Genomic DNA, 26236 nt, shown 5'->3' with positions numbered 1-26236 from the left:
AATTACATCTCCAAAAAGTTTTGAATCAAGCGTGAACCTGCGGTGCCAGAACGTTCTGGGTGAAATTGGACACCGTAGAAGTTATCGCGATTCACCGCGCTACTAAACGGGTTGCCATACTGAGTTTGTGCGATGGTATTACTGGAAATTGGCATCGAATAACTGTGTACAAAATAGAAATAGGCATTATCAGGGATATCCCTAAACAAAGGATTTCCTGCTAGGGCTTTTACTTGGTTCCAGCCGCTATGTGGAACTGGAAGCCCATTGGCATCCATTTTTTGTACAGGGCTATCAATTAACCCCAGTAGTGGCACCGTTGATTGACCTTCTTCACTGAAAGAACCGAGTAATTGCATACCTAAACAGATGCCTAACACGGGTTGAGTCAGGGCTTTAATTAACGGCACTAATTCACGTTCAGTGAGCTTTTCCATGGCCGCGCTAGCCGTACCGACACCCGGCAAAAAGACTTTGTCGGCTTGTAAAATGGTATTGGTATCACGGCTCACCACCGGGTCATAGCCTAGGCGTTTCACCGCATAGGCCACGGAAGCTAAATTCGCACAGCCAGTATCAAGGATGACAACGTTCATTACAGAACCCCTTTTGAGCTAGGTAACGTATCCCCTTCAACACGAATCGCTTGGCGCAGTGTACGGCCGAAAACTTTAAACAAGCTTTCGGCTTTGTGGTGATCGTTTTTCCCTTTGGTTTTCAGGTGTAATGTACAACCCATAGCATAGGAAAGTGAGCTAAAGAAGTGCTCAATCATTTCAGTGCTTAAGTCACCGACACGTTGATATTTGAATTCTGCTTTATATTCAAGGTGTGGGCGACCTGAAATATCCAGTGCACAGCGTGCTTGGCATTCGTCCATTGGCAGAACGAAACCAAAACGTGCGATACCGCGTTTATCACCAAGCGCGATTTTCAGTGCTTCCCCTAAAGCAAGGCCCGTGTCTTCGACAGTGTGGTGGTCATCAATAAATAAGTCGCCATTGACTTCAATGTTTAACCGGAAACCACCGTGAGTCGCGATTTGGTCTAACATGTGGTCAAAGAAGCCCACACCCGTGCTAATTTTGCTGCCACCTTCTTGGTCTAGCCACACTTCGACTTGGATATTGGTTTCTTTTGTCACGCGTTTGACTAGCGCATGGCGGTCGCGTTTGGTTAATTGTGTGGTGATAGCTTTCCAGTCTAGTTCTGTAGGGTTATAACGTAACCCTTTAATACCCATATTTTTAGCGAGTTGAATATCTGTTTCGCGATCACCAATCACATAGCTATTTTCGCTGTCTAGTACGTTGCTATCTAAATAGCGCTCAACCAACTGAAGTTTAGGTTTACGGCAAGCGCAGTTATCTTCAGGCTTATGTGGGCAAATTAACACGTCATCAAACTTAATACCTTGGGACTCAAATACTTGCATCATTAAATTATGCGGTGGTTCGAAATCTGCCGTAGGAAAGCTTTCTGTACCTAAGCCGTCTTGATTGGTTATCATTACTAAGCGGTAATTGGCTTTTTGCAGGGCAAGTAAACTAGGAATGACCGCTTTTTCAAAGGCGAGTTTACTTAAGCTATCAACTTGGAAGTCGGTTGGTGGCTCGGTAATTAATGTTCCATCACGGTCGATAAATAAAATTTTCTGGCTCATGAGTCATTCCTAATTAGCAAAGTGCGGCAATAGCTTCAATAACACGGGTATTTTCAATTTCTGTCCCGACAGTAATACGCAGGCAATTAATGAGACCCGGCTGTTTGCTTTGGTCACGTAAAATAATGCCTTGATCCCATAGGGCTTTAAAGACTTTACTACCATCGGTGAAACGCACCAAAATATAGTTAGTTTCACTCGGATAAACATGTTCAACCACAGACAAGTCGCGCAGAGCTTCACTGAGTGCAATACGGTTTTCTGTTACCGTTACTACACGACTTTTCATGGTTTCAATGCCTTGTGGTTCAAGGGCTTGAGCAGCAATCATCGCAACAGGGGTTGATAAAGGATAAGGAGCGATAACCTTCAATAGCACTTCAATCACTTCAGGAGAGGCTAAGGTAAAGCCACAGCGTAAACCGGCTAATGCAAAGGCTTTAGATAAGGTTCTTAAAATCACCAAATTGGGGTATTGTGCTAACCAGCTTGCCACACTGTATTGTGGGCAGAACTCAATATAAGCTTCATCGACAACGACTAATGCGCGGCCTGCCGCCATATCTAGCACTTCACGCAAATCTTTATTATCGATGATATTGCCCGTTGGGTTATTTGGGCTGCAAATATAAATCAGTTTGGTATTAGATAAGTTTTCACGGATCGCGTTAACGTTTAATGCCCAGTCAGGCAATGCCATGATTTTCTTTTGTTCAACGCCAAAGGTTTCTGCACTAACGCTGTACATGCCATAGGTTGGTGGGCAAAACATCACCGCATCTTTACCCGGCTCACAAAATGCGCGGATCAATAACTCGATAGATTCATCGGCCCCACGGCAAACCAATACTTGTTCAGGTGTAATTTGCGCATAAGCCGCATAGTTATTGATCACGGCTACCGGTTGGCATTCAGGGTAACGGTTAAGGTTGCGTTCACTGAATTGGTAATCAGGTGCAATTGGGTATTCATTGGCATTGAGCCAAACATCTCCATTTCCTCCTAGACGTCGTGCAGACATATAAGGGGTCATGGTTTTAACATTTTCACGTGCAAGACTGGCGGCATTAAATGGTTGGCTCATGACTTACTCCCGATTTTGTTTTTTTAGTTCGTTAACGCGTAAGGTAACGGCATTTTTGTGAGCGGTGAGTTGCTCTGCTTGCGCTAAGGTTTCGATGGTGTTGGCTAAACCTAATAACCCTTGTTTTGACAGTTTCTGCACCGTCATTCTCTTCATAAAATCCGCGAGCCCAAGACTTGAATAGGTTGCAGTATATCCGTAAGTTGGTAATACGTGATTAGTGCCTGAAGCATAGTCTCCCGCAGATTCGGGTGACCAGTCTCCGACAAACACGGAGCCTGCGCTAGTGATAGAATCGATTAGGTCATCGGCATTGCGTGTTTGTAAAATCAAGTGCTCAGGGCCATAGCGATTGCTAATTTCAACACATTGTTCGATCGAATCAGCAATAATGACACGGCTGGCACTTAGTGCTTCTCTCGCAATTTCGGCACGAGAAAGTTGCGCTAATTGTTTTTCTGTTTCTTCAATCACGCGCTGGGCAAAGTTTTCATCGTCAGTTAATAAAATGACTTGTGAATCAGGACCATGTTCCGCTTGTGATAGTAAATCAGATGCGGTGAATGCTGGGTTTGCTCCGTTATCCGCAATCACTAACACTTCAGAAGGGCCCGCTGGCATATCGATAGCTGCACCTTCGTGGCTTTGGCTAACTTGACGTTTTGCTTCGGTGACATAGGCATTACCCGGCCCGAAAATTTTATCAACCGCAGGAATGCTTTGGGTACCAAATGCCATTGCTGCAATCGCTTGTGCGCCACCTACTTGGAAAATATCACTGATGCCGCACAGTTTCGCTGCATACAAAATTTCATCGGCAATAGGTGGGGGCGAACACAAAATAATTTTGCGACAGCCTGCGATATTCGCCGGAGTTCCTAACATCATGACCGTTGATAACAAAGGCGCAGAGCCCCCTGGAATATATAAACCGACCGCATCTATTGGGCGAGTGACTTGTTGGCACACTACGCCTGCCTGTGTTTCCACTGTAATCGGAGTGGGTTTTTGGGCTTCGTGAAAACGACGAATGTTGCTAATGGCTGTTTTCATTGCTGTTTTGATTTCATCGCCAAGACGAGCCTCTGCCGCGTCAACGGCATTTGCAGGTACTTGCACTGTTTCGATTTCAGTTTTATCGAAACGACGGCTTAGTGCTTGGAGGGCAGTGTCGCCCTCGTTACGCACTTGGTCAATTATTTGACGCACTGCGGCACTGATACTACCGGAAGCCGCAATAGCAGGGCGCATTAACAGTGCACTTTGCTGTTGTTCATCACAGCTTGCCCAGCGAATGGGTTGGTTAAATCCCAGTTCCATAGCGGCTTACTCCATCATTTTTTCGATTGGTAACACAAGGATTGAGCTTGCACCTAAGGCTTTTAATTTTTCCATGGTTTCCCAGAACAAGGTTTCTGAGCTCACCATGTGCATAGCGACACGGTTGTTGTCACCGGCTAATGGCAGAATGGTTGGGCGTTCAGCACCTGGTAATAAGGCAATGATTTCTTCTAGTGTTTCACTTGGCGCGTGTAACATGATGTATTTGGATTCGCGCGCTTGGATAACACCTTGGATACGGGTCATCATACGGTCGATAAGTTGTTGTTTATCAACTGACATTTCACCGTCACGTTGAATTAAACACGCTTTCGAACGGTAAATAACTTCCACTTCTTTTAGGCCGTTTGCTTCTAATGTGGCACCAGTAGAAACAAGGTCACAAATCGCATCCGAAAGTCCAGCACGCGGGGCAACTTCTACCGAACCATTTAACAGACATGATTTAAACTGAATGCCTTTTTGGTCGAAATAGCGTTTTAACAAGTGTGGATAAGAAGTCGCAACACGTGAACCATTCAGGCATTCTGCGCCAGTGTAGTTGAAGTCCAATGGTGCAGCTAATGACAAGCGACAGCCACCAAAATCGAGGCGGCGCAGTGTTTTGTATTGTGGGTTTTCGCCTTGCGCGCGGCGGTTTAATAATTCTTCTTCAAGAACGTTTTCACCAATGATCCCTAAATCAACAACGCCATCCATGACCAGCCCTGGAATATCGTCATCACGAACGCGAAGTAAATCAATAGGCATATTTTCTGCATAAGCAATCAAACGTTGTTGTTGTAAGTTGATTTTGATACCGCAGCGAGCCAGTAGTTCTCTTGATTCTTCACTCAGGCGACCTGATTTTTGAATTGCAATACGTAAACGTGATTTATCCAACATGACTTTACCCTTATCCCTTTAAAATTTTTTGTTTAGTAACTCTTTGTTCAAGAATAAAAAAACCCTCGGAAGATTATCTTCCGAGGGTTCTCTCAATTCGCATTTCAGCCACCGGAAGATTCGTTGAACGTCTTCCAGCACACATCGCCCGAAAGACTAGTCAGGATGATGGTGATGATGATGGTTGCGTGAAATACGATTCATAATGTCTTCCGTTCTGTTATTTAAGTGAATGACTAAACATTCATTGTGCTAACTAAATACTCATTGGTATTCAACCTATCCGATTTCCCCCTATGAATGCAACCTTTTTTTAAAAAATAACCAATAATAATTAGTTGATGCGCTTTTATAGTGATTAATCTCTCAGAAATTGTGTTCGGAAGTTTTATGGTTTTCAGCTACTCTGTGATTAATTTCAGTCAGTTGGTCGATTGAGGAGTTATCGTATGAAGAAAGTCACCATTATTGGGTTAGGGTGGGTAGGGTTACCCCTTGCCCAAGCTTTATTGTCCCAAGGCATTCATGTGGTTGGCACTAAAACAACACCAGATGGTATTGAAGCCGCTCAAGCGGTAGGAATTGAGTGCTATGCATTGAAATTAACCCCAGAACTTGAATGTGATAACGATGATTTAGCGCAATTGATGATGCAAAGCGATGCTATCGTCATCTTGCTTCCCCCTTCTAAAATTAATACCGAATACTATATGGCAGCGATTGAAACACTGGTGAATAGTGCAATAGCATTTCAGGTACCCAAAGTTATTTTCACGTCATCTACTGCGGTTTATGGGGAGCAAAATGGTGAAATGACCGAAGATAGCCCATTGGATGGCGTGACGGATTCGGCTAAAGCTTTAGTGGCGACAGAACAGTGGTTGCATCAGTTACCGAACATATCGGTAGATATTCTGCGATTAGCTGGATTAGTCGGGGAAAAACGACATGCAGGGCGTTTTTTAGCAGGTAAAACCGGGGTGAAAGGGGCAAGTCAGCCTGTCAATATGGTGCATCAAGACGATGTCATTGACGCCATTTTATTATTGCTCCAGCAGCCACAAGGCGGGCATATTTATAACCTTTGTGCGCCAATCCACCCAACACGAGCCGAATTTTATACTCATGCCGCTCAATCTATTGGTTTAGTTCCACCACAATTTATTGAAGAGGGGAATGCATTAGAAGGGAAAGTCATTAACGGTAATAAAATTTGCCAAGAACTCGGGTTTGAATACCAGTACCCAAACCCAAGTTTGATGAGTATGACTCTGTGATTACTTAATCGGGATCATGACAATTTTTTGGAACGCAGGACGCGTGGTCAGCTGCTGATACCAGCGTTCCAAATTGTTAAATTCAGGGCGTTCAGTCACAATTTCATGCCAAGGGTAAAATAGTGGCGCGATAGCGATGTCTGCGATACCAAATTTATCACCACTGAAATAGGCTTGGTTGGCTAATGCATTATCAGCAATTGTGAGTAATCGATTAATATTGCCATATATAATTTTAGCTTGCTCTGGGTCTCTATCTGCTTCAGGGACACGAACAATTTTGTTCATCATTTGCTTAATGTGGTCGAATAAATTAGCACCACCCCAATCCATCCATTTATCGGCGGCAGCTCTTTCTTGTAGGTCTTGTGCGAGTAATAAGTGAGAATGATCAAATTTTTCCGTAAGGTAACGTAAAATCGTATTTGATTCCCACAGCGCAAAGTCATCATCCTGTAGAGTTGGAATGGTGCTGTTTGGATTCATTTTTATATATTCAGGTGTATCTAGTCCACCAAATGGGCCACCCACATCTTTTTGATTGTAAGCGATATTTAATTCTTCTAAGCACCAAAGTACTTTTTTGACATTGGAAGAGTTGACGCGTCCCCAAACAGTTAACATTGCAGTCTCCTAAATTGATTTTTTTGGTATCGACTATGGTTAAGATAGATTAAATTCACTCATAGGCAAATGTTTATTTGTTAGCTGTGGCCTCTGTGAAATTAAAGTCTTATATTAGGTCTAGTTATCGAATTTTGTCACGGCGATGGTTTCTCGTTTAGTGATGCTGAGTCAATGACCGTATTTTAAATGTGTAGAATTAAGTGAAGGAATAACCGATGAGTAAGAAAATGTTGTCTTTAAAAACCCGCCGAGCAGGTATCGGGTTGAGTCTTTTGGTTGCCGTAAGTAGCAGTGTTTATGCGGCGCAGACACCGGTTGCTCCTCAAGTCGATGCAAAAGCATTTGTTCTGATGGATTATAATAGCGGTAAAATTTTAGCTTCTGGGAATCCAGATGAACGCTTAGACCCCGCAAGTTTAACCAAAATTATGACCAGCTATGTGATTGGTCAGGCAGTAAATGCAGGGAAAATTACCCCTCAAGACATGGTCACGGTAGGGGAAGATGCGTGGGCGACGGGTAATCCTGTTTTGAAAGGCTCTTCTTTGATGTTTTTGAAGCCAAAAGACCGCGTTTCTGTATTGGATTTAAATAAAGGGATTGTGATCCAGTCAGGGAACGATGCCAGTATCGCCCTTGCTGATTATGTTGCAGGTAGCCAAGATTCATTTGTGAGCTTAATGAATCAATACGTGCAAAAGATTGGTTTGAAAAATACTCACTTTAAAACGGTTCATGGTCTCGATTCTGAAGGGCAATACAGTACGGCACGGGATATGGCATTGTTAACCCAAGCGATGATCCGTGATGTTCCCGATGAATACGCATTGCACAAGGAAAAGGAATTTACCTTTAATAAAATTCGTCAACCTAATCGAAATCGTCTGTTATGGAACCAAAATTTAAAGGTGGATGGTGTAAAAACTGGGCACACGAGTGGTGCAGGTCATAATCTAGTCGCCTCTGCAACAGAAGGTGATATGCGTTTAATTTCAGTTGTGTTGGGGGCACCAAGTGACCGAGTGCGTTTTTCTGAAAGCGAAAAATTACTAACATGGGGTTTCCGTTTCTTTGAAACTGTCACGCCAATTAAAGCTGATGACACATTGAAAAAGCAGCGTGTCTGGTTTGGTGATACTTCAGAAGTTGATTTAGGTGTTGCCGATGATGTTTCTATTACTATTCCTAAAGGGCAATTGCAAAACTTAAAAGTGGATATTCAACTCACCAACGATTCACTTGAAGCGCCTCTTGCTAAGAACCAAACAGTGGGAACGATTAACTTTATTCTTAATGATGAAGTCGTCGAACAGCACCCTTTAGTCGCAAAAAATGCGGTTGAAGAAGCGGGGTTCTTTGGGCGTATTTGGGATTATATCATGAAAACCATTAGTGGCTGGTGGAGTGCCATTTTCGGTTAATAATGGTTGAGTTGAAAATGATGTGAACAAAAAAATGCCTGCATTAGCAGGCATTTTTTTAGAGACGATAGATAACCAATACTATTCGCAGTGAGCCAATTTAATCGCTAAGCCGCCTTGAGAAGTTTCTCGATACTTCGCGTTAATATCTTTACCAGTTTCATACATGGTTTCAATGACTTTATCGAGGCAAACACGTGGGTCACTGACGCGGCGAAGTGCCATGCGTGCCGCATTCACGGCTTTAACGGAAGCAATGGCGTTACGTTCAATACAAGGGACTTGAACTTGCCCTCCGACAGGGTCACAGGTGAGACCTAAGTTATGCTCCATGGCAATTTCTGCTGCGATACACACTTGCTCAGGGCTACCGCCCATTAATTCGGCGAGCCCCGCAGCGGCCATCGAACAAGCAACACCCACTTCTCCTTGGCAACCTACTTCGGCGCCGGAAATTGATGCATTCATTTTATATAACGCACCAATCACACCAGAAACTAAAAAGTAACGGGTATAGGAATTTTCATTCACAGGGCGAATAAACTTATCATAATAAGCTAATACCGCAGGAATGATGCCACATGCGCCATTAGTTGGTGCCGTGACAACACGACCACCCGCTGCATTTTCTTCGTTAACGGCAAGCGCATACATATTGATCCAATCTATGACTGCCATTGGGTCCATATTGGTGTTATCGGTTGTCACGAGTTGACGGCGTAATGCGGCTGCTCGGCGCGGTACACGTAATGGTCCAGGTAGTAAACCTTCGGTTGTCACTCCCCGTTCAATACCGGATTTCATGACCTCCCATACGGACGAGAGGTATTGCTGAATTTCTTCTTTACTACGTAATGCTAATTCATTCTGCATCACGAGTGCCGAAAGTGATAACCCTGTGTCTTTACAATGCTTTTGCAGGTCGGCCGCATATTTAAATGGGTAAGGGACTTGCACTGCATTTTCATCAGACTGGCCAAAGTGCTCTTCATCGACGATAAAACCGCCACCGATAGAATAGTAATTTTTGCTGTAAATAACATCATCACCACTGAATGCCGTAATACTCATTCCATTTTCATGGAGGGGGAGGTTGGTAGTATGAAAATTCATGCCACCTTCAGTAGGGAAATCAACTTCATGTTGCCCGTGTGCAAGGGAGAGCCTTTCAGTTTGCTCTACATTACGCATAAAAGCAGGAATAGCGTCAATATCAATGGTGTCTGGTAAGTTACCCGCAAGGCCCATAATAATCGCCATATCCGTTGCATGGCCTTTACCCGTTAAAGAGAGTGAGCCATAGACATCTACTGAAATTCGTGTCGTACGAGTGAGTAATTCTTGCTGGATAAGGTCGTCAACAAACTGTTTGCCTGCTTTCATTGGGCCGACAGTATGGGAGCTTGAAGGGCCGATACCAATTTTGAAGATATCAAATACACTAATCATATTCAGTGCTTCCTTTTGTAGAAAGTCATTGAAATTAGGTAGCTTCCATTACTGGTTGCTACCTAGTGGCTTCAATTAGAAGAATAACTTATATGTTGCCGCAGAGATAGCGACCAGACCCATAATTACGATAAATACATTACTGATTTTACCTGAGTATTTACGCATCGCAGGTACTTTGCTAATTGCATACATTGGCATTAAGAATAGTAAGATAGCGATAACTGGGCCACCTAGGCTTTCAATGATATCCAATACACCCGGGTTTAATGTTGCTACTATCCAAGTGGTGACTAACATGAAAATTGCAGTACCGCGGTTTAATTTGCGAACATCAATGGTTTTACCTTTTGCACGATAAGCACGTTCAACTAAGCCATTGAAACCTTCACGAGCCCCTAAATAGTGGCCGAGGAAAGATTTAATAATTGCGATAAAGGCAATAATTGCAGCAGCATACTTGATGAATGGCTGATCAAAATAGCCAGACAAATAGTCAAGGATACTAATATTTTGTGCTTTAGCTTGTGCGAGATCTGCTGAAGATAAGGTAAATACACAGCTGATCACGAAGAACATAACGGTCAGCACCATCAAAATGTGCGCGGATGCAAGGATCCGTGAACATTTTTGTTCAGCGGCATCACCGTATTCTTCACGTTTTGCCACAGAGAAAGCAGAAATAATTGGCGAGTGGTTAAATGCGAATACCATCACAGGGATTGTCAGCCAAATGGTGACCCAAATACTTTGCCCACCCGTATTTTTTGTTGCTTCAGTGATACCTTCCCAAGTTAAGGTATTCAGTACATCACCAGACCAGTGTGGGATCATATACAGTGAGAATGCAACCAGTACGGCGATAAATGGAAACACTAACATACTCATGACTTTGACGATGTATTTTTCACCGAATGCTACAATCGCCATGACTCCGCCGACAAGGATCAAGGCAAGTAACCAGCGTGGTGGTGCGCCAACGCCTAATAATTCGGTTAAGAATTTATTGACGTTATTGGTGATGGAAACACCATAAACAAGAAGAATAGGGTAAATAGCAAAGAAGTAGAGTAGGGTGATCCAGTTACCTGCTGTGCGACCAAAGTGTTCCTCGACGACTTCAGTAATATCACCGTCAGGTTTTGAACCAGAGAGAACGAAGCGTGTTAACCCACGGTGAGCAAAAAATGTCATTGGGAAGGCTAATACCAGCATCAGTAAAACAGGTAATAAACCACTCATACCTGCGTTGATTGGCAAAAACAACACTCCAGCACCGATAGCTGTACCATATAAACCCAGCATCCATACTGTGTCAGTTTTGCGCCAAGCATTACTCGTTACTGTTTGCGAGGCTGTTTTGTCGATGGAACCAACTTTTGTTGCATCCATAATAGTCTCCGAAAATATAAGTCAAAAAAATCATTTAGCGTAACGGCAATTGCGTTACGAACTTTTAATCTTTTGGTACGAACAATTACTCAATAACAATTGTTTTCTTTTGCGTAACAATCTGATTGGAAATAAAACTAAAATTTACGGTAAATTGATTTTCAATCAGTTTTGTATTTTTATCATTTAATTTTAACAGTGGATTTTGAGTGTGTGAATTTATATTTTACCAGAATAAAATGCCGTGATCATTATCTCAAAAGAGAAATATCCCCCAAGATTGCGAGAAATAATCATATTTTATAAAATTGTTAAATAAATTTGTGTTAAGTTTATTTTTGTTAGCGATTAAATACTGAGTAAATAAGTTTTTCTTTGCTTAAATGTGAGTAGAATAAAATTCTATTAGAAAAATATTATTATATTAATGATCGGAATGTAGCTGGTTAAAATATCATCCATATCAATGTGAATATTGAACTGTACTGTAATAGTAGTACGATTTTCTAAGCTGTGTATTTTTGTATTTACATGAAAAATAACAAAATATTTTTCATTTATTGATTGGTTTATTGCGTGATTAATTAGTTTGAAAATTGGAGGGAATAGAACTATATATTAATTATTTTATGTTTTTCTCAGACCTATATTTGTCACTTTTTTTGCAACGAAAAAAATAATTGAAAAAGGTAACAAAATATTTGTTAATTAATTGTTTTGATAATTTTATTGATAACTTCAAAAAAGTTTTAATGATGAAAATGAAAATAAACAGAAACTTTGATTTAGCTCAATTTTTATAAGGCGAAAAATACTGGCATTAATTAATGCCAGTATTTGAGTCTATATTGTTATGGTTGAAACCAACCTTTACGAATAAGTGGGGAAAAAATAAAGCTATATAGTTGAGTGATAGGTAATTGAATTTTATTCGCACCAAGAGACCAGAGAATTTGAGTTAAGCCGCATGCCACCATCGCAAGTATGAAAGCACCAGCCATATCTAAAGGCCAATGAACACCGAGGTAAATACGTGACCAAGCAATCACAACAGCTGGGATCATCATCACAAGCCCGACCCAAGTTCTTAGCCAGAAAAGGAATGCGAAGGCGAATGTAAAGACAATTGTGCCATGATTACTCGGGAAGGATGGCGTAGCTTCATGATCAGAGAAATTGGTACCAACCCCCATGACAAATGGGCGGTCATGTGGAGCAAAATAACCAATTAACCATGAGATAGTTAAACCAATGACGATAGCAATAGCGGCTTTACAGGCAAAGGCACGTTGGCGAGTCATATTTGGCTGGGCGCCCCAAAACCAACAAGCAACAGTAAATAGTGGAAATAACAAAATTAAACGTTTCGCAATCACGTTCGCTACAGCAATGGTTCCACTTGCGGTTTCTGGAGTGGCATTGATCAAATTGAATAGATCAAGGTTAAGTTGTTCCAGCACAGTTCAGTACCTCGGACAGATAGTTAGTGAGACAGAATAGAGTCAAAAAGGGAGATTAAAGTTTCTTAATGAGCAGGTAAAGTCCCTTTGTCTTATTATTGAAAGCTTTGTGCGACAAATTTACTTGCGGTTTAACTATTACTCAATAATTATTTAGTGCAGTAACAGACTTTGATAAGTAAAAGGAAGAAAAAAAGTGATGTGGTGGCAAAAAGAGATACAACTTAGCGCAAAAGCAAGAGGGTTTCATTTAGTGACAGAAGAAATTCTCAAGCAGCTTCCCGAACTTAGTTTAATCAATGTTGGTTTAGCCAATATTTTTATTCAACATACATCGGCATCTTTAACGATAAATGAAAATGCGGATTACACTGTCAGAGAAGATTTCGAAAGTTTTTTTAATCAGGCCGTTCCTGAAAATGAGCCTTATTATAAACATGATTATGAAGGAAGTGATGATATGCCAGCTCACCTAAAAAGCAGTTTATTAGGTGCCAGTTTGACTATTCCGATTACTAAAGGGCGTTTAAACTTGGGGACGTGGCAGGGGATTTATTTATGTGAGCACCGAAATTATGGTGGAAAACGTAGGTTAATCATTACATTGCAAGGTGAACCCAGTCGTTAGAAACAAAAAACCCGATAGCAGGAAAACAAAAAGTTGGCTATCGGGCTCCTCAATATGGGGACATCAAAGAAAAGCAGTGGCATTAATTAAGACTCCGTCTAAAAAAGAAAGTTCTCACCTAGATGAAAAAAAGTGCAATATTTTTATTAAATTTGGCTTAAATAGCACAAAAAGAACAAGCAAAGTGTCAGCACCGATAAATAAGTGAACAACTTTGCTTGTTGAGATGAAAAACGGAAGTGGCTAACTATTTGTAAAGATTTAAATTTTCTTTTGCATAAGCTTCGAAATCTGTGCACCCACCAATGTGTTGCTCATCAATGAAAATTTGTGGAACGGTTTCAACAGGTTTGCCGACAGTTTTAGATAAATCTTCTTTAGAAATACCTTCTGCTTGAATATCAACATAGCGGTAGTCAAAATCTTCACGTTCATTTTTCAGTTTTTCAGCGAGTTCTTTTGCACGAACGCAGTATGGGCAGCCAGGACGACCAAAAATAACAGTATACATAGTATCTCCTTTTTATCTTGAACTCAGATTCTAATTACAATGCTCAATACTATGCCTACATAAATTATGAAATAAAAGTCGAATTTTCCTGTTATACCTATAGGTATGGCATATAATCCTCAGTTTGAGGAAGTGACACAATAATGAGAGGAGAGGAAGAATGAGTAATAAACCTCAGTCTAAAGGGACGATGCGTTCATTGGCGGATATGCCAAAGCCCATTATCGTGTTAGAAGGTGTCGGGATCATTCTGCTTATCATTGTGTTGTTGGCATTAAATGACTATATCACCCTGCCGGAGCCTTTAATGCAGCCGGGGGCTATCGTCAGCATTATTATGGTCGGTATTGGCTGTTTGGTACCTGCAATGATCAATATTGTCTGGCGAGCAATTCATGGCCTGAGTTTTTTGGGGATAGATAATAAACAACCAGAAAAGAAAGCCTCTAAAAAATCAGACTCTACAGATAATAAACTCGATGAATAAGCAGATTAAACGCGGTTTTACTGGTGTTTCGGCCTACAATATGTGAGAATTATTCGTTTTTTTCGTTAGGGGGAAAATGTGCCAAAACCCTAACAAATCAATATTGCACGACTATTTTGAGTTGAAGAAGGTTACTGCCCATGGATTCTATTTGTTACCCTGACATCACTAAGTTACGTGAATGGCTAGACCAACTCAAAACCTCTTATTTCGAGTGTGATTCCTGCTCTGCATTACATTTACCTCATATGCAAAATATTGACGGTATTTTTGATGCGAAGCTCGATATTTTAAATAATGTTTTGGTGTTGTCTGCATTAGCTGAGCTCAAACCGACAGCGATTGTGACGTTAGTGGCGAATATCAGCCAAATTAATGCCAGCTCATTAACGGCAAAAGTTTTCCTTGAAATAAATAATGAAAACTTGCCTAAATTGATTGTTAGCCAATCATTTTCATTAGCAGCAGGAATGACATATCGTCAATTCGGTCATTTTTTACAGCAAGCAGAAGAACAAATTTCAGCTATTGTATTTGAAATTTTTAGCAATAACTTGCTGTATGCGAATCAAGATGATTTCAGTGAAGACGATGACAATGTTGATGAAGACTCTGAGCATTCTCTTGACGACAAACCTTCGATAATCATCCACTAAGTCTTTGTTATGCATTGTGAAAAGTATGCCACAGGGCAATGCCATTCATGCCAATGGCTAACACTAACTCCTGAACAGCAAATTATTGAAAAGCAGAGCCAACTACAGGCTCTTTTACCTGCTATTGATACCTCCCTATTTCAGCCTCCAGCTACAGGGCCGCAAACGGCTTTTCGCAATAAAGCTAAAATGGTCGTTAGTGGTAGTGTTGAGAAGCCCATTTTAGGTATTGTTGGGCGAGATGGGCAAGGTGTAGATTTAACGGACTGCCCGTTGTATCCAGATGCCTTTTCTGATGTGTTTAGTGCCATTATTCCTTTTATTGCAAGGGCAGGGCTGACGCCTTATAACATTGAACGCAAACGTGGTGAGTTAAAATACCTATTATTGACTCAAAGTCATCATACTGGGAAATTTATGCTGCGGTTTGTGTTGCGCTCAGAGAAAAAAATTGAGCAATTAAAAAAGGCACTGCCATGGCTACAAGAACAGTTGCCACAGCTTGAGGTGATCACCGCCAATATTCAACCCGTGCATATGGCAATACTTGAAGGTGAGGATGAAATTTTCTTAACGGAGCAGCGCACACTTCGTGAAGAGTTTAATCAAGTCCCTTTATTTATTCGTCCACAAGGTTTTTTCCAAACGAATCCTATAGTGGCTGCAAAATTATACCAAACCGCTAGAGAATGGGTTAAAGCGTTAGATATCGATAGCTTGTGGGATCTGTTTTGTGGCGTGGGCGGTTTTGGGTTGCACTGTGCTGAAAAAGACACTCGCTTAACAGGGATAGAAATCAGTGCACCAGCGATTGCCAGCGCACAGCAATCAGCGGATGAACTTGGATTAAAGCATGTTGAGTTTAAAGCCCTTGATTCAACGCGTTTTGCCACGGCGAATCAGGATATCCCTCAGCTTATTTTAGTTAATCCGCCACGTCGAGGGATCGGTAAGGAATTATGCGATTACCTTACGCATATGCAGCCTGAATATATTTTGTATTCTAGCTGTAATGCACAAACCATGGCGCAAGATTTACAACTGTTGGCTGGCTATCAAGTCTGTAAAGTCCAGTTATTTGACTTATTTCCTCATACTGCACACTTTGAAGTGCTGACATTGCTAAAGCGAATCGAACAGTAAAGCCTATTTGAACAGCTTATTGTTCGACATTTTTATGCTCTATTTTCAAAATTTATTCTAGTTATTTTATAAAATATTATAACTAGAATTATTAAGTGATTCCATTGAGATTATTTCAACTGGAAAATCCAGTGTTTTGATTAGAGTTTTATCTGAACTATGATTGGAAAGTAACTCTTCAATATCATCAAAAAAAGATTCTTGAGTTTTATATTTTTTTATCCCTTTATTAGAATCAAAGAATTTATAGATATAATCGGAGCTTGTTGAGTTACGTTTAATCGAAATAGCCATGCAATGATTATCATAAATAATTAATGAATGAAAATCCCTTTCATTGTTTATTATGCTTTTTATTCTGTCCTTAAGTTCTTGAATGGATGAACGGTTATTATTGAAAATTAAATTTTCATCGTCATTGATTTTTCGTTCTTTACAGTTTACTAAACCAAAGTTTAATTTTTTAGACGTATTTTTATACATTTCATTTTTGGCTAAAAATTTAAATGAGCTTTTTAAAAAATCTATTACTTCAGCTTCACTTAATTCTATGTCATTTTTTATTTTATGAAGGATATCTATATTTAAATCTGATTTAGGATAGAATTCAATATTTTCTGTTTTTAACAGATTGTAGTATAAATTCACCAGTTTTAAAACTTCATGACTCTCTTTTGAAAATGATATTTTATCATTAATTACATCTTTTCTTTCATTAAGAAAAAATAGTATGTTATATAAGCTGTTGTTTTTTTTATTATCAATTATTAATGGTTTAGTTTCTTCATTGGTATTTAGGTAGCTTATCTTTTTATCTAGAGAGAGTTTTTGGGACACTGTTTCTCCAATAATTGAATCTAAGTTGTATGAGATGTAATTGAAATTATATGCGCGTGAGCAATTTATTTGAATGTTTAAAATATTAGCTAAATGAGTGTTCAATGTCGATATATTATAATTGTATTTCTTTGTTTTTGTACTAAGTAACTTAAATTTGTTTGATGCTTTATCTTGGTTGCATTTTTTTAATTGTGAAGTTATGGTTTTTATTAATTTATCACCTTGATTCTTGTTTTCATTACAAAGATAAGCAGAGGACAATCCATAACAAAGGCCATTAGTTATATGTGATGTATTCTTTACAAGAGATAGTTTGTTACTTATTATGTTTTTTTTGTCTTTTTTAAAATAGGTAATTAATTTATTTTGATTAAAAGGAATGTCAAATTTAATATTAGGCATAGTCATCTCAATTATTTATTTTGTTTATGCAATGACCTGAATTATGGTATTTGTAATTTTAATGTTCTTTCAAAAAACAATGAATCTTATTAAAAAAAGCTTGGCATAACACCAAGCTTTTTTTACTTGTCGGCGAGAAAGAAGGACTAACCTCTGTGCTCAAATTCCAACGCTTTGCGTTCAATTAAGCGCATTAGAATGGTCAAAATTGCATTGACCACTAAATAAATAATTCCTGCTGCAACAAACGCCATCACATTCCAGCTTTGACCAAAGATCAGTTGGCTGTAACCCATAACATCTAGCATTGTAATCGTACTGGCAAGTGAAGTACTTTTGAAAATCAGGACGACTTCATTGGAATAGGACGATAACGAACGTTTAAAGGCATAAGGCAAAATAATACGCATGGTTTGCATTTTGCTCATCCCGAGGGCTTGGCACGATTGCCATTGGCCTGACGGAATAGCTTTAACTGCACCGTGGAATAACAAAGTAGAATATGCTGCACTATTTAGTGCCAATGCTATCATGGCGCATACCCAAGGGGTTGAGATAAACTCCCATAGCATTGGGTAATTCTGCAGCGATTTAAACTGGCTTGGACCATTATAAATTAAGAAGAACTGCACCAATAAAGGCGTACCAGTGAAAAGCGTGATATAGACTTTAACGGCTTGAGAAACCACGGGGGTTTTAAGTGAAAGAATTAAAGTAAATAATATCGCTAAGATAAAAGCTACAATAAGAGCACTAAATGTCAGTGATAAGCTGGTTGGTAGCCCAGGAAGAATATCTAAAATTAAATCCATCATTTTGATTCACCTCGCTCAAAGCGAGTCGTACGCAATTCAATACGTTTTAAAATAACTTGGCTGACTAACGTAATGGCAAGGTAAATCAAACCCACAATGGCGTACCATGTGAATGGTTCGTGAGTCCTATTGACGATTGTTTTTGTTTGCAACATCAAATCATTAACGCTGATGAGTGAAACTAACGCAGTATCTTTTAATAATACAAGCCATTGGTTACCTAAGCCTGGAAGCGCATGGCGCCACATTTGCGGCATAATGAACCGAAAGAAAATAGTACGTTTGTTTAAGCCTAATGCAAAACCGGCTTCCCATTGACCATAAGGTACTGCTTTTAAAGCCCCTCTTAATGTTTGTGATGCATAAGATGCGTATAACAAGGCGAGGGCAATAACACCACAAACAAATGGGGTGTAATCAAATTCACCACTATCAGCAAAGAATATGCTGGGGTCAATCTGGATAGTGCCTTGCCAAAAACCGAGGTTTATATCGAACCCATCACCAAACAAATTGATCAGTTGTAATGTACCAAAATAGACAAACAACACGACCAGTAATTCAGGTAGACCGCGAATCAAAGTAACCCAACAAGTCCCTAAAAAGGCAATAGGTTTAAAACGGACGGATTCCCACGCGGTAAATAGCATGGCGAGGATCAGCCCCAAAACCAGTGCAGAAACAGCAAGGCCGACGGTAATACCGGCGGCACTTGTTAAAAATAGAAAGTTGCTCATTAATTATATCAATTACTGTTGAAACCATTTTTTGTGGATAGCATCATAAGTGCCGTCTGCTTTAACTTCAGCTAAGGCTTTATTCATTTTATCCAACAGCTCTTTATTTCCTTTACGCACCGCAATACCAAGCCCAATACCAAAATATTGTGGATCAGTCACTTTTTCACCTACAGCGGCTAAGTTTTCGTTACCTTTAGCTTTTAACCATTCGTCAGCAACTGCGGTATCACCGAAGACGGCATCGATACGGCCATTTTGCAGGTCTAAAATAGCAGATTGGTAGTTATCATAAGGAACGGTTGTCATACCTTTATGTTGTTCCATGATATATTTTTGGTGAGTGGTTCCGTTTTGAACACCAATTTTTTTATCTTTTAATTGGTCTACTGAGCTGATTTTTTCTTTCACAGCAATAAACTCTGCTGAGTTAGGGTAGTAAGTTTCAGTGAAATCCACTTGCTGTTGGCGCTCAGGGGTAATATCGATACCTGCCATTAATGCTTCAAAGCGGCGGAATTTTAAGCTAGGGATTAAGCTGTCGAAAGATTGGTGAGTAAATGTACAAGTTGCATTCATTTTTTCACACATGGCATTGGCTAAATCAACGTCAAAGCCAACGATTTGGTTATTCTTATCGAACATTTCAAAAGGTGCGTAAGTCGCTTCTGTTGCAAAACGGATGGTTTCTTTTTCCGCAGCAGTTGCAGATAGGGTTACAGCGCCCAGTAGTGCAGCTAATATAATTTTTTTCATTGCTTAATCCTATATCTATTAATGTGACAGATAATTTGCAAATGCTTCTGTTTGAGGTGCAGTGAAATGGCTTGCATCCCCTTGTTCTACTATATGGCCATTTTCCATATACACTACACGGCTAGCGGTTTTACGAGCAATTTCCACTTCGTGAGTAACGATGACTTGCGTAATTCCAGTTGCAGATAGTTCTCGAATAATATCAACAACTTGTGCGGTGATTTCTGGGTCAAGTGCAGCAGTTGGTTCATCAAATAATAAAACTTTTGGTTCCATCATCAATGCTCTAGCAATCGCAACACGCTGTTGCTGCCCACCCGATAAATGTAAGGGGTAGCGATCAGCAAATTGAGACAACCGTAAGCGCTCTAATAGCTTAGAGGCTTTTGCTTGCGCTTCTTGCTTGGACAATTTTAACACGCGGCACGGTGCTTCAATTAAGTTGTCCATAACGCTCAAATGAGGCCATAGGTTATATTGTTGAAATACCATTCCCACATTTTGACGCAGCTCACGAATCGCTTTCGCATCTGGAGCTGAAGAAAAGTCAAATTGCTGACCCACAATATTTAAGTGGCCTGAACGTGGCATTTCTAATAAATTGAGGACACGTAACAATGAGCTTTTACCTGCTCCGCTTGGCCCGAGTAATACCATAGTCTCACCAGAAGAACACTCTAGATTGATATCAAAGAGTGCCTGATGGGAACCATAGAAACAGTTGATGTTTTTTAATTGAATGCTCATGTGTACCAATAATATCTTATTTCACTACCCGCGATATTAATCCTATGAGCATATTTATGCAATAATTTCTGCATAAAAATTTGGTTTTTACGCTAAATTTATTCTGATTTAACGGTCAGTTGCTCTGCTTGCTGTTGTTTAGCGAGTTGTTTATCCCGCTCATAAGCTAGCTCACTGATGCGTTTTGCCATGCCTTTAAAAATAAATAAATGTGCAGGCATCATGGCAAACCAATAGAGTAGACCGCAAAAGCCAGCAGGGTGCCACCATGCCCGAACATCGATTGAACGGCGGTTTCCGCTATCATGAATAGTAAAAGTTAGGCGGCCAAGTCCTGGAGCTTTCATACCAAATAACAAGCTAAGTTGTTTATTAGGCTCAAGATTAATCACGCGCCAGCCGTCAATCTCATCACCGAGTTGGAGCTGTTCACGATCGGGGCGGCCATATTTCACTTTATTCAACATCATATCATCCATGATGGCGCGGGTTTTCCACAGACCATTGGCATAGAAATAGCCGTTTTTTCCGCCAATCTGTTGCACTGTATACCAGAGCGATTCTGAACTGGCCGTTGTTCCAAGGGTTGCTCCCGCTTGTTTTGGGTAATAGCCATAACCAGGACGCCAACGCTTTCTGACTTCTGGGTCATAACCCCAATCTGCGTTATCAACGGCATCGGCTTCTTCAGCTAAAGTGGTTCTAACCGCGTCATCAAAAGAAATTAAGGTTTGTGGGATCAGTTCTCGTAACGCTTTATCATCTGCCGGGAGATCGTGCTGCAAGCCTTGGATTAGCTCCTTAGCAATTGATGGTGGCACAGAGGTGATCAAACTGATGAAATGCACAGAGATCATACTGATGGGGATCGGAATAGGGATAAGTAAACGCCGTTTACCACTGACTTTAATAAAGCGTTTAAATAGTTCTTGGTAGCTAATAAACTCAGGACCACCCGCATCGAAAATTCGGTTCTCGGTTGTTGGTATTTTTGCTAGTTGCGTTAAATAATACAAAATATTCGACAGGGCGATAGGTGACGACTTAGAGCGAACCCAACGCGGTGGCGTTAAAATCGCTAAGTTGTAGACCATATCGCGCATGATTTCGAATGCAGCAGAACCAGAGCCAACGATAATGGATGAACGAATTTCAGTAACAGGGACTTGGCTCTCACGTAAAATATCACCGGTTAAACGCCGTGCTATTAGGTGTGGTGAATAGGTATGCCCGTGTTGTAATGCGCTGAGATAGATAACATGTTTAACGCTTGAGCCTTCAAGGGCTTGTTGCACATTGCGAGCGGCTGCGCGCTCACGTTCGACTAAATTGGCTTGGTCAGCCATGCTATGAACGAGGAAATAAACAATGTCGATGCCTTCCATGACACCTTTTAATGTTTCGGGGTCGTGAAGATCTACATAAATGCATTGGGTGTCTTGCCAGCCTTGAGATAGCATCCAATCAACACGGCGTGCACCTGCTGTTACGTCATATCCTTGCTCAATGAGTTTAGGGATCAAATTCTGACCAATATAGCCACTAGCGCCCAACACTAAAACACGTTGTTTATCTGTCATGTTAATTTCCTGTTTCACGCAAATTAACGGCTATTGTGACTGAAATTTTACCTATGTAAAGAAGGCCATAAGAATTGGCGTAATTAGACTAAGTACGAAGCCGTGAACAATGGCGGCAGGGACAATTGAAACTCCACCGCTGCGTTGTAAAACAGGTAATGTAAAATCCATTGATGTTGAACCGCAAATGCCAAGAGCCGTTGAGCGGTACCGGTTGATAATAATAGGAATGAGCATGATGGCAGCAAGTTCCCTTGCTAAGTCATTGAAAAAAGCCGCACTTCCCATGACTGGGCCATATGCATCGGTAAGTACGATGCCTGTTAATGAGTACCAGCCAAAGCCAGAAGCGAGCGCTAGCCCCATTTTCACTGGAAGATCGAGTAAAAATGCAGCTAACGCGCCACCGGCTAACGCACTGATTGCCATGACAAACGCGATGGTGGTACCACGGCGATTGATTAAAATTTGCTTGATGCTCATGCCACTATTGCGTAGCTGGATACCGACAAGTAATAGCAATAGCATTAACGCCACTTGGCTGCCTTTGTCGGCATAGTGTAGAAAGTCAAAATGCGTCAAGCCAACGGCAAATCCGAGTAGTAGCACACCGCATAGCTGTAAGGATTCGAGAACCATTTTGATTCGTGAAGGTGGCTTTTCTTGTTTATGTTGCGGAATTCTCCATGGATCAAATCTGTCGAGCAATAACAGTGAGATTACATTCAATGAAAATATGCAACCAAAAAAGGTAACTGCATAAATTAAAATAGAAAATAAGTGAACGCTTAAGTTTTCAAGTAGTGCGAGGGTAATTCCCATTAAAAATAAAATAACATATACCATTGAATTCAGAGATTGATGAACTCGATGGAGAATACGTTTATTTTTAATAGGAATAAGATAACCGAGTGTTAACGGTAGAAGAATAATTAAGAGTCCTGAATACATGGCCGTTTCCTTAGAGGTTATCCCATCGACTAGGTTAATGTAAACAAAGGGTTATGCTTATCTTTTTTATTTAGGTTATCGAAGCATAAACCTGATTTAGCGCCCTGTGCTAAAAGAATTTATTGTTATAAAATTTTTTTATTGGTTAAAGAAAGAAAAATAGGTCAAAAACACTAAAAATGAAAGTTTTACTATTTTATAACACTGTAATTAGATGCTCAACACAGTTCGCTGTTTTGTTATAAGTATTTTTATTTTGCTTACATATTTATAGTAATAAAGGCGCTTAATCGGTAAGCTCTAAATAGTGTCTTTTAGTCTGTTTAATTGACGGAATCACCCGGTATGTAATGAAAACTAATAATATTGAGGGTGAATTAAAAATCTTCCAAGGAGAGTAATATGTACCTGGAACGTGTGGAAATATACGGATTTAGAGGGATTAACCGGCTTTCTTTAGAACTGAATAATAGTACGGTTTTAGTCGGTGAGAATTCCTGGGGAAAATCGAGTTTACTGGACGCACTTGACCTTCTTCTTTCCCCTGAGCATACAGATTACCAATTCAGCCTTCATGACTTCCATCACCCAGCAGGGAACGATGAATCACGTTACCGCTCATTACAGATTGTTCTAAAATTTTGTGAACGCCGAAAAGGACGTCATCAATCATATCGTTTTCATAATCTTAACTCTGTTTGGGTCGATAACGGAGATGGCCTTAAACATATTTTCTATCGTGTTAGCGCAGAGCTGAGAGATGATGACACGATAGTTGTAGATAAAAACTTTTTGAACTCAGGCGGTAATAAGCTTTCTTTAGATAATGTAGGTAAATACATTAAAGAAATTATTAGGTTGTATCCGGTTATTCGCCTGCGAGATGCCCGCTTTTTGCATACACTTAACACTGAAACTATCGTTACGGGCCAAAAAGATTTACGTGATTTGTTCAACGTTCGCATTAAAGAATTAACCCATGCATTGGTCAATAATCCTGAATGTTTAAGTGACGAGGACCTTGGTGATGGTATTGATGCAATGCAACAGCTGCTCAGTCATTATTTTTCAGGGCAGAGCGCGCATCTTATAAAACTGGATAACTCAATTGTCAATATAGAACCGCGCAAGCGTGGGTGGAAAGCACTTGATAATATTAGCCGTTTAATCGCTAAACCAAACCAACGCAATATTCGTTTAATTATCTTAGGAATGTTTTCTTCGTTATTACAATCAAAAGGTAATATTCAGTTAGATAAACATGCACGGCCATTGATTATCGTTGAAGATCCAGAAACACGCTTACACCCGATTATGCTCTCCATCGCATGGGGGTTATTTAGCCTATTTTCTCTACAGCGGATTACCACGACGAACTCAGGGGAGTTACTTTCATTAGCACCTCTGGAAGATTTGTGTCGTTTGGTACGCAATACCAATAAAGTTTCAGCTTATCGATTGAGTGAAAATGATTTAAGTGCTGAAGAATTACGTAAAATTTCTTTCCATATTCGCTTTAATCGTCCATCAGCGCTGTTTGCTCGCTGCTGGTTATTAGTTGAAGGGGAAACTGAAATTTGGTTGATGAATGAATTTTCGCGCCAGTGTAACTATTACTTTGAAACTGAAGGAATAAAAGTTATTGCATTTGCACAAAGTGGTTTGAAACCATTGCTGAAGTTTGCCAATAAAATGGGTATTGAATGGCATGTTTTAACCGATGGTGATGAGGCTGGGCGCAAGTATGCAGCAACAGCGACACATTATGCCAACAAAATTAATTCCTCAGATAGGGATAGGCTAACGATGCTCCCCGCACCAGATATGGAACATTTCCTATATCGTGAAGGGTTTAGAAGCCTTTATCATGAAATTGCTGATATTCCAGATAATGCGAAGGTTTCAACCAGGCGAGTCATTATTAAGGCGATTTCTCGTACATCGAAACCAGATTTAGCGCTAGCTACTGTAAATAGAGCCGCAGAACTAGGGCCAGACAGTATTCCTCTGCAATTAAAAAGTATGTTTTCTCGCGTGGCATGGTTGGCAAGGGGGAAAGCAAATTAATGGTGATATCGATAAATATTACTTGTTGTTGATTGATTATTAAGAAATGGCTCTCTCAGGTTTATCACATGTTGAATCAATTGATAACTTAAGTGATATATAATTTGATCATTAGTTTTTAGCTGGCAACTAATTGGATCCACCTTTTTACACGTTGTCAGCGATCTTAGAGGGCAAAGCCCTCTTTTTGTTCATAGGAAGCAAGTAAACATGAAGGCAAAGCCTAAGAAAAAGTGGCCGATTTATTTGGCAATCATTATTGTTGCCCTAATCACCGCTGGGTTTCTTTTTAATCGTGAGGAAGCCAAGGTTTTTCAAACCGTAGATGTCACTCGAGGCAATTTAGATAAACAAGTACTGGCAACGGGGAAACTTGATGCCGTACGTAAAGTCGATGTGGGGGCTCAGGTGAGTGGGCAGCTGCAAACTCTGTATGTCAAAGAGGGAGATTATGTTAAAAAAGGCGATTTATTAGCGGTTATTGACCCGAAAAAAGCCCAAAATGATGTTATTGAGTCTGAGGCAACAACACGTGAGCTCGAAGCCAATTTATCATTAGCTCAAGCCGAGCTGCGTCTTGCTCAGGTGACTTATCAGCGCCATCTGAGTTTGGCGAAGTTACAAGCTGTTGCTCAGCAAGATCTCGATAAAGCCAAAACAGATGTTGAGGTGAAAAAAGCGCAAGTTGCTACTTATCAAGCACAAATTAAACGTAATCAGGCCACATTAGACACAGCAAAAAATAATTTAAACTATACGCAAATTACAGCGCCAATGGATGGCATTGTGACCTTTATTAAAACACTACAGGGGCAGACAGTTATTGCTGCCCAAGAAGCACCAACAATTTTAACCCTTGCGGATTTGGACACGATGCTAGTGAAAGCCGAAGTTTCTGAAGCCGACGTAATTTATTTGGAACCCGGTCAAGATGCTTCTTTTACTGTTCTAGGCGCTCCAGATAAAAAGTTTGCTGGGCAATTAAAGGATATTTTGCCAACTCCTGAAAAAATTAATGATGCCATTTTCTATTATGCGCGTTTTGAAGTGCCTAACCCGCAACATTTGCTGAAATTACAGATGACCGCTCAGGTCACGATTGAATTAGATTCACGTAAGAATGTGCTGTTGCTACCACTATCTGCATTAGGCAATGAAATTTCACCACAAACCTATGAAGTGGATATTCTGCAAGGCAATAAAGTCGAGAAAAAACAAGTTGAAATTGGTAGCCGAAACGATGTGTATGTGGAAATTACCAAAGGCCTAAATGAAGGTGACAAAGTCGTCATTGGGCACAGTGAGGCGGAATACTAA

At 40.3% G+C, this 26236-nt stretch carries 25 protein-coding genes and 1 other annotated feature; of the genes, 8 read left to right on the top strand and 17 right to left on the bottom strand.

What is annotated here, in order from left to right; all coding sequences use genetic code 11:
* Positions 1–2: 2 nt before the first annotated feature.
* From hisH to hisG, 5 genes are read right to left on the bottom strand one after another with little or no spacing between them, the layout of a single operon-like run.
* Positions 3–596: an imidazole glycerol phosphate synthase subunit HisH gene (gene hisH, locus PSF09_RS03095; RefSeq protein ID WP_115167675.1), complete on the bottom strand. Its 594-nt coding sequence runs from the start codon at positions 594–596 to the stop codon at positions 3–5.
* Positions 596–1663: a bifunctional histidinol-phosphatase/imidazoleglycerol-phosphate dehydratase HisB gene (gene hisB / locus PSF09_RS03090; RefSeq protein WP_272665357.1), complete on the bottom strand. Its 1068-nt coding sequence runs from the start codon at positions 1661–1663 to the stop codon at positions 596–598. Before hisB ends, hisH begins: the two co-directional genes overlap by 1 nt.
* Before the next feature lie 13 nt (positions 1664–1676).
* On the bottom strand, positions 1677–2747 hold the full coding sequence (gene hisC, locus PSF09_RS03085; RefSeq protein ID WP_272665356.1) for a histidinol-phosphate transaminase: 1071 nt from the start codon (positions 2745–2747) through the stop codon (positions 1677–1679).
* A 3-nt stretch (positions 2748–2750) separates the two neighbouring features.
* Entirely contained in the window at positions 2751–4067 is a 1317-nt protein-coding gene (gene hisD / locus PSF09_RS03080) for a histidinol dehydrogenase (RefSeq protein ID WP_272683477.1), read from the bottom strand.
* 6 nt (positions 4068–4073) lie between these two features.
* A complete protein-coding gene (gene hisG, locus PSF09_RS03075) occupies positions 4074–4973 on the bottom strand; it encodes an ATP phosphoribosyltransferase (RefSeq protein ID WP_272683476.1) in 900 nt (299 codons plus the stop codon).
* Positions 4974–5026: 53 nt separating this feature from the next.
* Positions 5027–5154, bottom strand: a sequence feature (His leader region).
* A 268-nt stretch (positions 5155–5422) separates the two neighbouring features.
* Between hisG and PSF09_RS03070 the strand changes: the two genes are divergently transcribed.
* A complete protein-coding gene (locus tag PSF09_RS03070) occupies positions 5423–6250 on the top strand; it encodes an SDR family oxidoreductase (protein WP_272665354.1) in 828 nt (275 codons plus the stop codon).
* Here PSF09_RS03070 and PSF09_RS03065 read toward each other — a convergent pair whose 3' ends face one another.
* Entirely contained in the window at positions 6251–6874 is a 624-nt protein-coding gene (locus PSF09_RS03065) for a glutathione S-transferase family protein (protein ID WP_272665353.1), read from the bottom strand.
* Positions 6875–7092: 218 nt separating this feature from the next.
* On the opposite strand from PSF09_RS03065, the gene PSF09_RS03060 reads away from it, so the two are divergent.
* Complete coding sequence (locus PSF09_RS03060; RefSeq protein WP_272683475.1) at positions 7093–8298, top strand: serine hydrolase; 1206 nt, start codon at positions 7093–7095, stop codon at positions 8296–8298.
* Between the two features lie 81 nt (positions 8299–8379).
* Here PSF09_RS03060 and PSF09_RS03055 read toward each other — a convergent pair whose 3' ends face one another.
* The 3 genes from PSF09_RS03055 to ybjG form a co-directional block, all read right to left on the bottom strand.
* The gene (locus tag PSF09_RS03055) at positions 8380–9747 is read right to left on the bottom strand and encodes an L-serine ammonia-lyase (RefSeq protein WP_272665351.1); all 1368 of its coding nucleotides are present in this window, start codon (positions 9745–9747) and stop codon (positions 8380–8382) included.
* 75 nt (positions 9748–9822) lie between these two features.
* Complete coding sequence (locus PSF09_RS03050) at positions 9823–11139, bottom strand: serine/threonine transporter (protein WP_115167670.1); 1317 nt, start codon at positions 11137–11139, stop codon at positions 9823–9825.
* A gap of 851 nt (positions 11140–11990) precedes the next feature.
* Positions 11991–12599, bottom strand: coding sequence for an undecaprenyl-diphosphate phosphatase (gene ybjG, locus PSF09_RS03045; RefSeq protein WP_210840385.1), 609 nt, complete (start codon positions 12597–12599; stop codon positions 11991–11993).
* Between the two features lie 199 nt (positions 12600–12798).
* Here ybjG and PSF09_RS03040 point away from each other — a divergent pair, with 199 nt between their 5' ends.
* Positions 12799–13227, top strand: a complete 429-nt coding sequence (locus PSF09_RS03040; protein WP_272683507.1) for a secondary thiamine-phosphate synthase enzyme YjbQ — start codon at positions 12799–12801, stop codon at positions 13225–13227.
* A gap of 247 nt (positions 13228–13474) precedes the next feature.
* On the opposite strand, the gene PSF09_RS03035 is transcribed toward PSF09_RS03040, so the two are convergent.
* Positions 13475–13738, bottom strand: coding sequence for a GrxA family glutaredoxin (locus PSF09_RS03035; RefSeq protein WP_004256424.1), 264 nt, complete (start codon positions 13736–13738; stop codon positions 13475–13477).
* A gap of 160 nt (positions 13739–13898) precedes the next feature.
* Here PSF09_RS03035 and PSF09_RS03030 point away from each other — a divergent pair, with 160 nt between their 5' ends.
* The 3 genes from PSF09_RS03030 (at position 13899) to rlmC (ending at position 16024) form a co-directional block, all read left to right on the top strand.
* Positions 13899–14225 carry a YbjC family protein gene (locus tag PSF09_RS03030; RefSeq protein WP_272665350.1) on the top strand — a complete coding sequence of 109 codons (327 nt, stop codon included), beginning with the start codon at positions 13899–13901 and terminating at the stop codon, positions 14223–14225.
* Between the two features lie 140 nt (positions 14226–14365).
* Positions 14366–14881 carry a YbjN domain-containing protein gene (locus PSF09_RS03025; protein WP_210840384.1) on the top strand — a complete coding sequence of 172 codons (516 nt, stop codon included), beginning with the start codon at positions 14366–14368 and terminating at the stop codon, positions 14879–14881.
* A gap of 9 nt (positions 14882–14890) precedes the next feature.
* A complete protein-coding gene (gene rlmC, locus PSF09_RS03020) occupies positions 14891–16024 on the top strand; it encodes a 23S rRNA (uracil(747)-C(5))-methyltransferase RlmC (RefSeq protein ID WP_272683474.1) in 1134 nt (377 codons plus the stop codon).
* 66 nt (positions 16025–16090) lie between these two features.
* Here the strand turns inward: rlmC and PSF09_RS03015 are convergent, their stop codons facing one another.
* The 7 genes from PSF09_RS03015 to PSF09_RS02985 form a co-directional block, all read right to left on the bottom strand.
* Positions 16091–17266, bottom strand: coding sequence for a hypothetical protein (locus tag PSF09_RS03015; RefSeq protein ID WP_272665348.1), 1176 nt, complete (start codon positions 17264–17266; stop codon positions 16091–16093).
* A 146-nt stretch (positions 17267–17412) separates the two neighbouring features.
* Complete coding sequence (artM, locus tag PSF09_RS03010) at positions 17413–18081, bottom strand: arginine ABC transporter permease ArtM (RefSeq protein ID WP_210840299.1); 669 nt, start codon at positions 18079–18081, stop codon at positions 17413–17415.
* Complete coding sequence (gene artQ, locus PSF09_RS03005) at positions 18078–18818, bottom strand: arginine ABC transporter permease ArtQ (RefSeq protein WP_210840300.1); 741 nt, start codon at positions 18816–18818, stop codon at positions 18078–18080. The genes artM and artQ overlap by 4 nt, the downstream gene beginning before the upstream one ends.
* Positions 18819–18830: 12 nt before the next feature.
* Positions 18831–19574, bottom strand: coding sequence for an arginine ABC transporter substrate-binding protein (gene artJ, locus PSF09_RS03000; RefSeq protein ID WP_004256405.1), 744 nt, complete (start codon positions 19572–19574; stop codon positions 18831–18833).
* Between the two features lie 18 nt (positions 19575–19592).
* The gene (gene artP, locus PSF09_RS02995; protein WP_210840301.1) at positions 19593–20321 is read right to left on the bottom strand and encodes an arginine ABC transporter ATP-binding protein ArtP; all 729 of its coding nucleotides are present in this window, start codon (positions 20319–20321) and stop codon (positions 19593–19595) included.
* A 98-nt stretch (positions 20322–20419) separates the two neighbouring features.
* Entirely contained in the window at positions 20420–21901 is a 1482-nt protein-coding gene (locus PSF09_RS02990) for a DUF2867 domain-containing protein (protein ID WP_004909389.1), read from the bottom strand.
* Between the two features lie 51 nt (positions 21902–21952).
* Positions 21953–22852 carry a lysine exporter LysO family protein gene (locus tag PSF09_RS02985; RefSeq protein WP_272683473.1) on the bottom strand — a complete coding sequence of 300 codons (900 nt, stop codon included), beginning with the start codon at positions 22850–22852 and terminating at the stop codon, positions 21953–21955.
* A gap of 402 nt (positions 22853–23254) precedes the next feature.
* Between PSF09_RS02985 and PSF09_RS02980 the strand changes: the two genes are divergently transcribed.
* Positions 23255–24919 carry an ATP-dependent nuclease gene (locus tag PSF09_RS02980; RefSeq protein WP_109911018.1) on the top strand — a complete coding sequence of 555 codons (1665 nt, stop codon included), beginning with the start codon at positions 23255–23257 and terminating at the stop codon, positions 24917–24919.
* 210 nt (positions 24920–25129) lie between these two features.
* Entirely contained in the window at positions 25130–26236 is a 1107-nt protein-coding gene (macA, locus tag PSF09_RS02975) for a macrolide transporter subunit MacA (RefSeq protein WP_272665347.1), read from the top strand.

Source organism: Providencia sp. PROV141 (genome assembly GCF_028481645.1).
Classification (GTDB): domain Bacteria; phylum Pseudomonadota; class Gammaproteobacteria; order Enterobacterales; family Enterobacteriaceae; genus Providencia; species Providencia rettgeri.
Note: the sequence above shows the minus strand (reverse complement) of the source record. Positions and strands in the feature narration are given on the sequence as shown.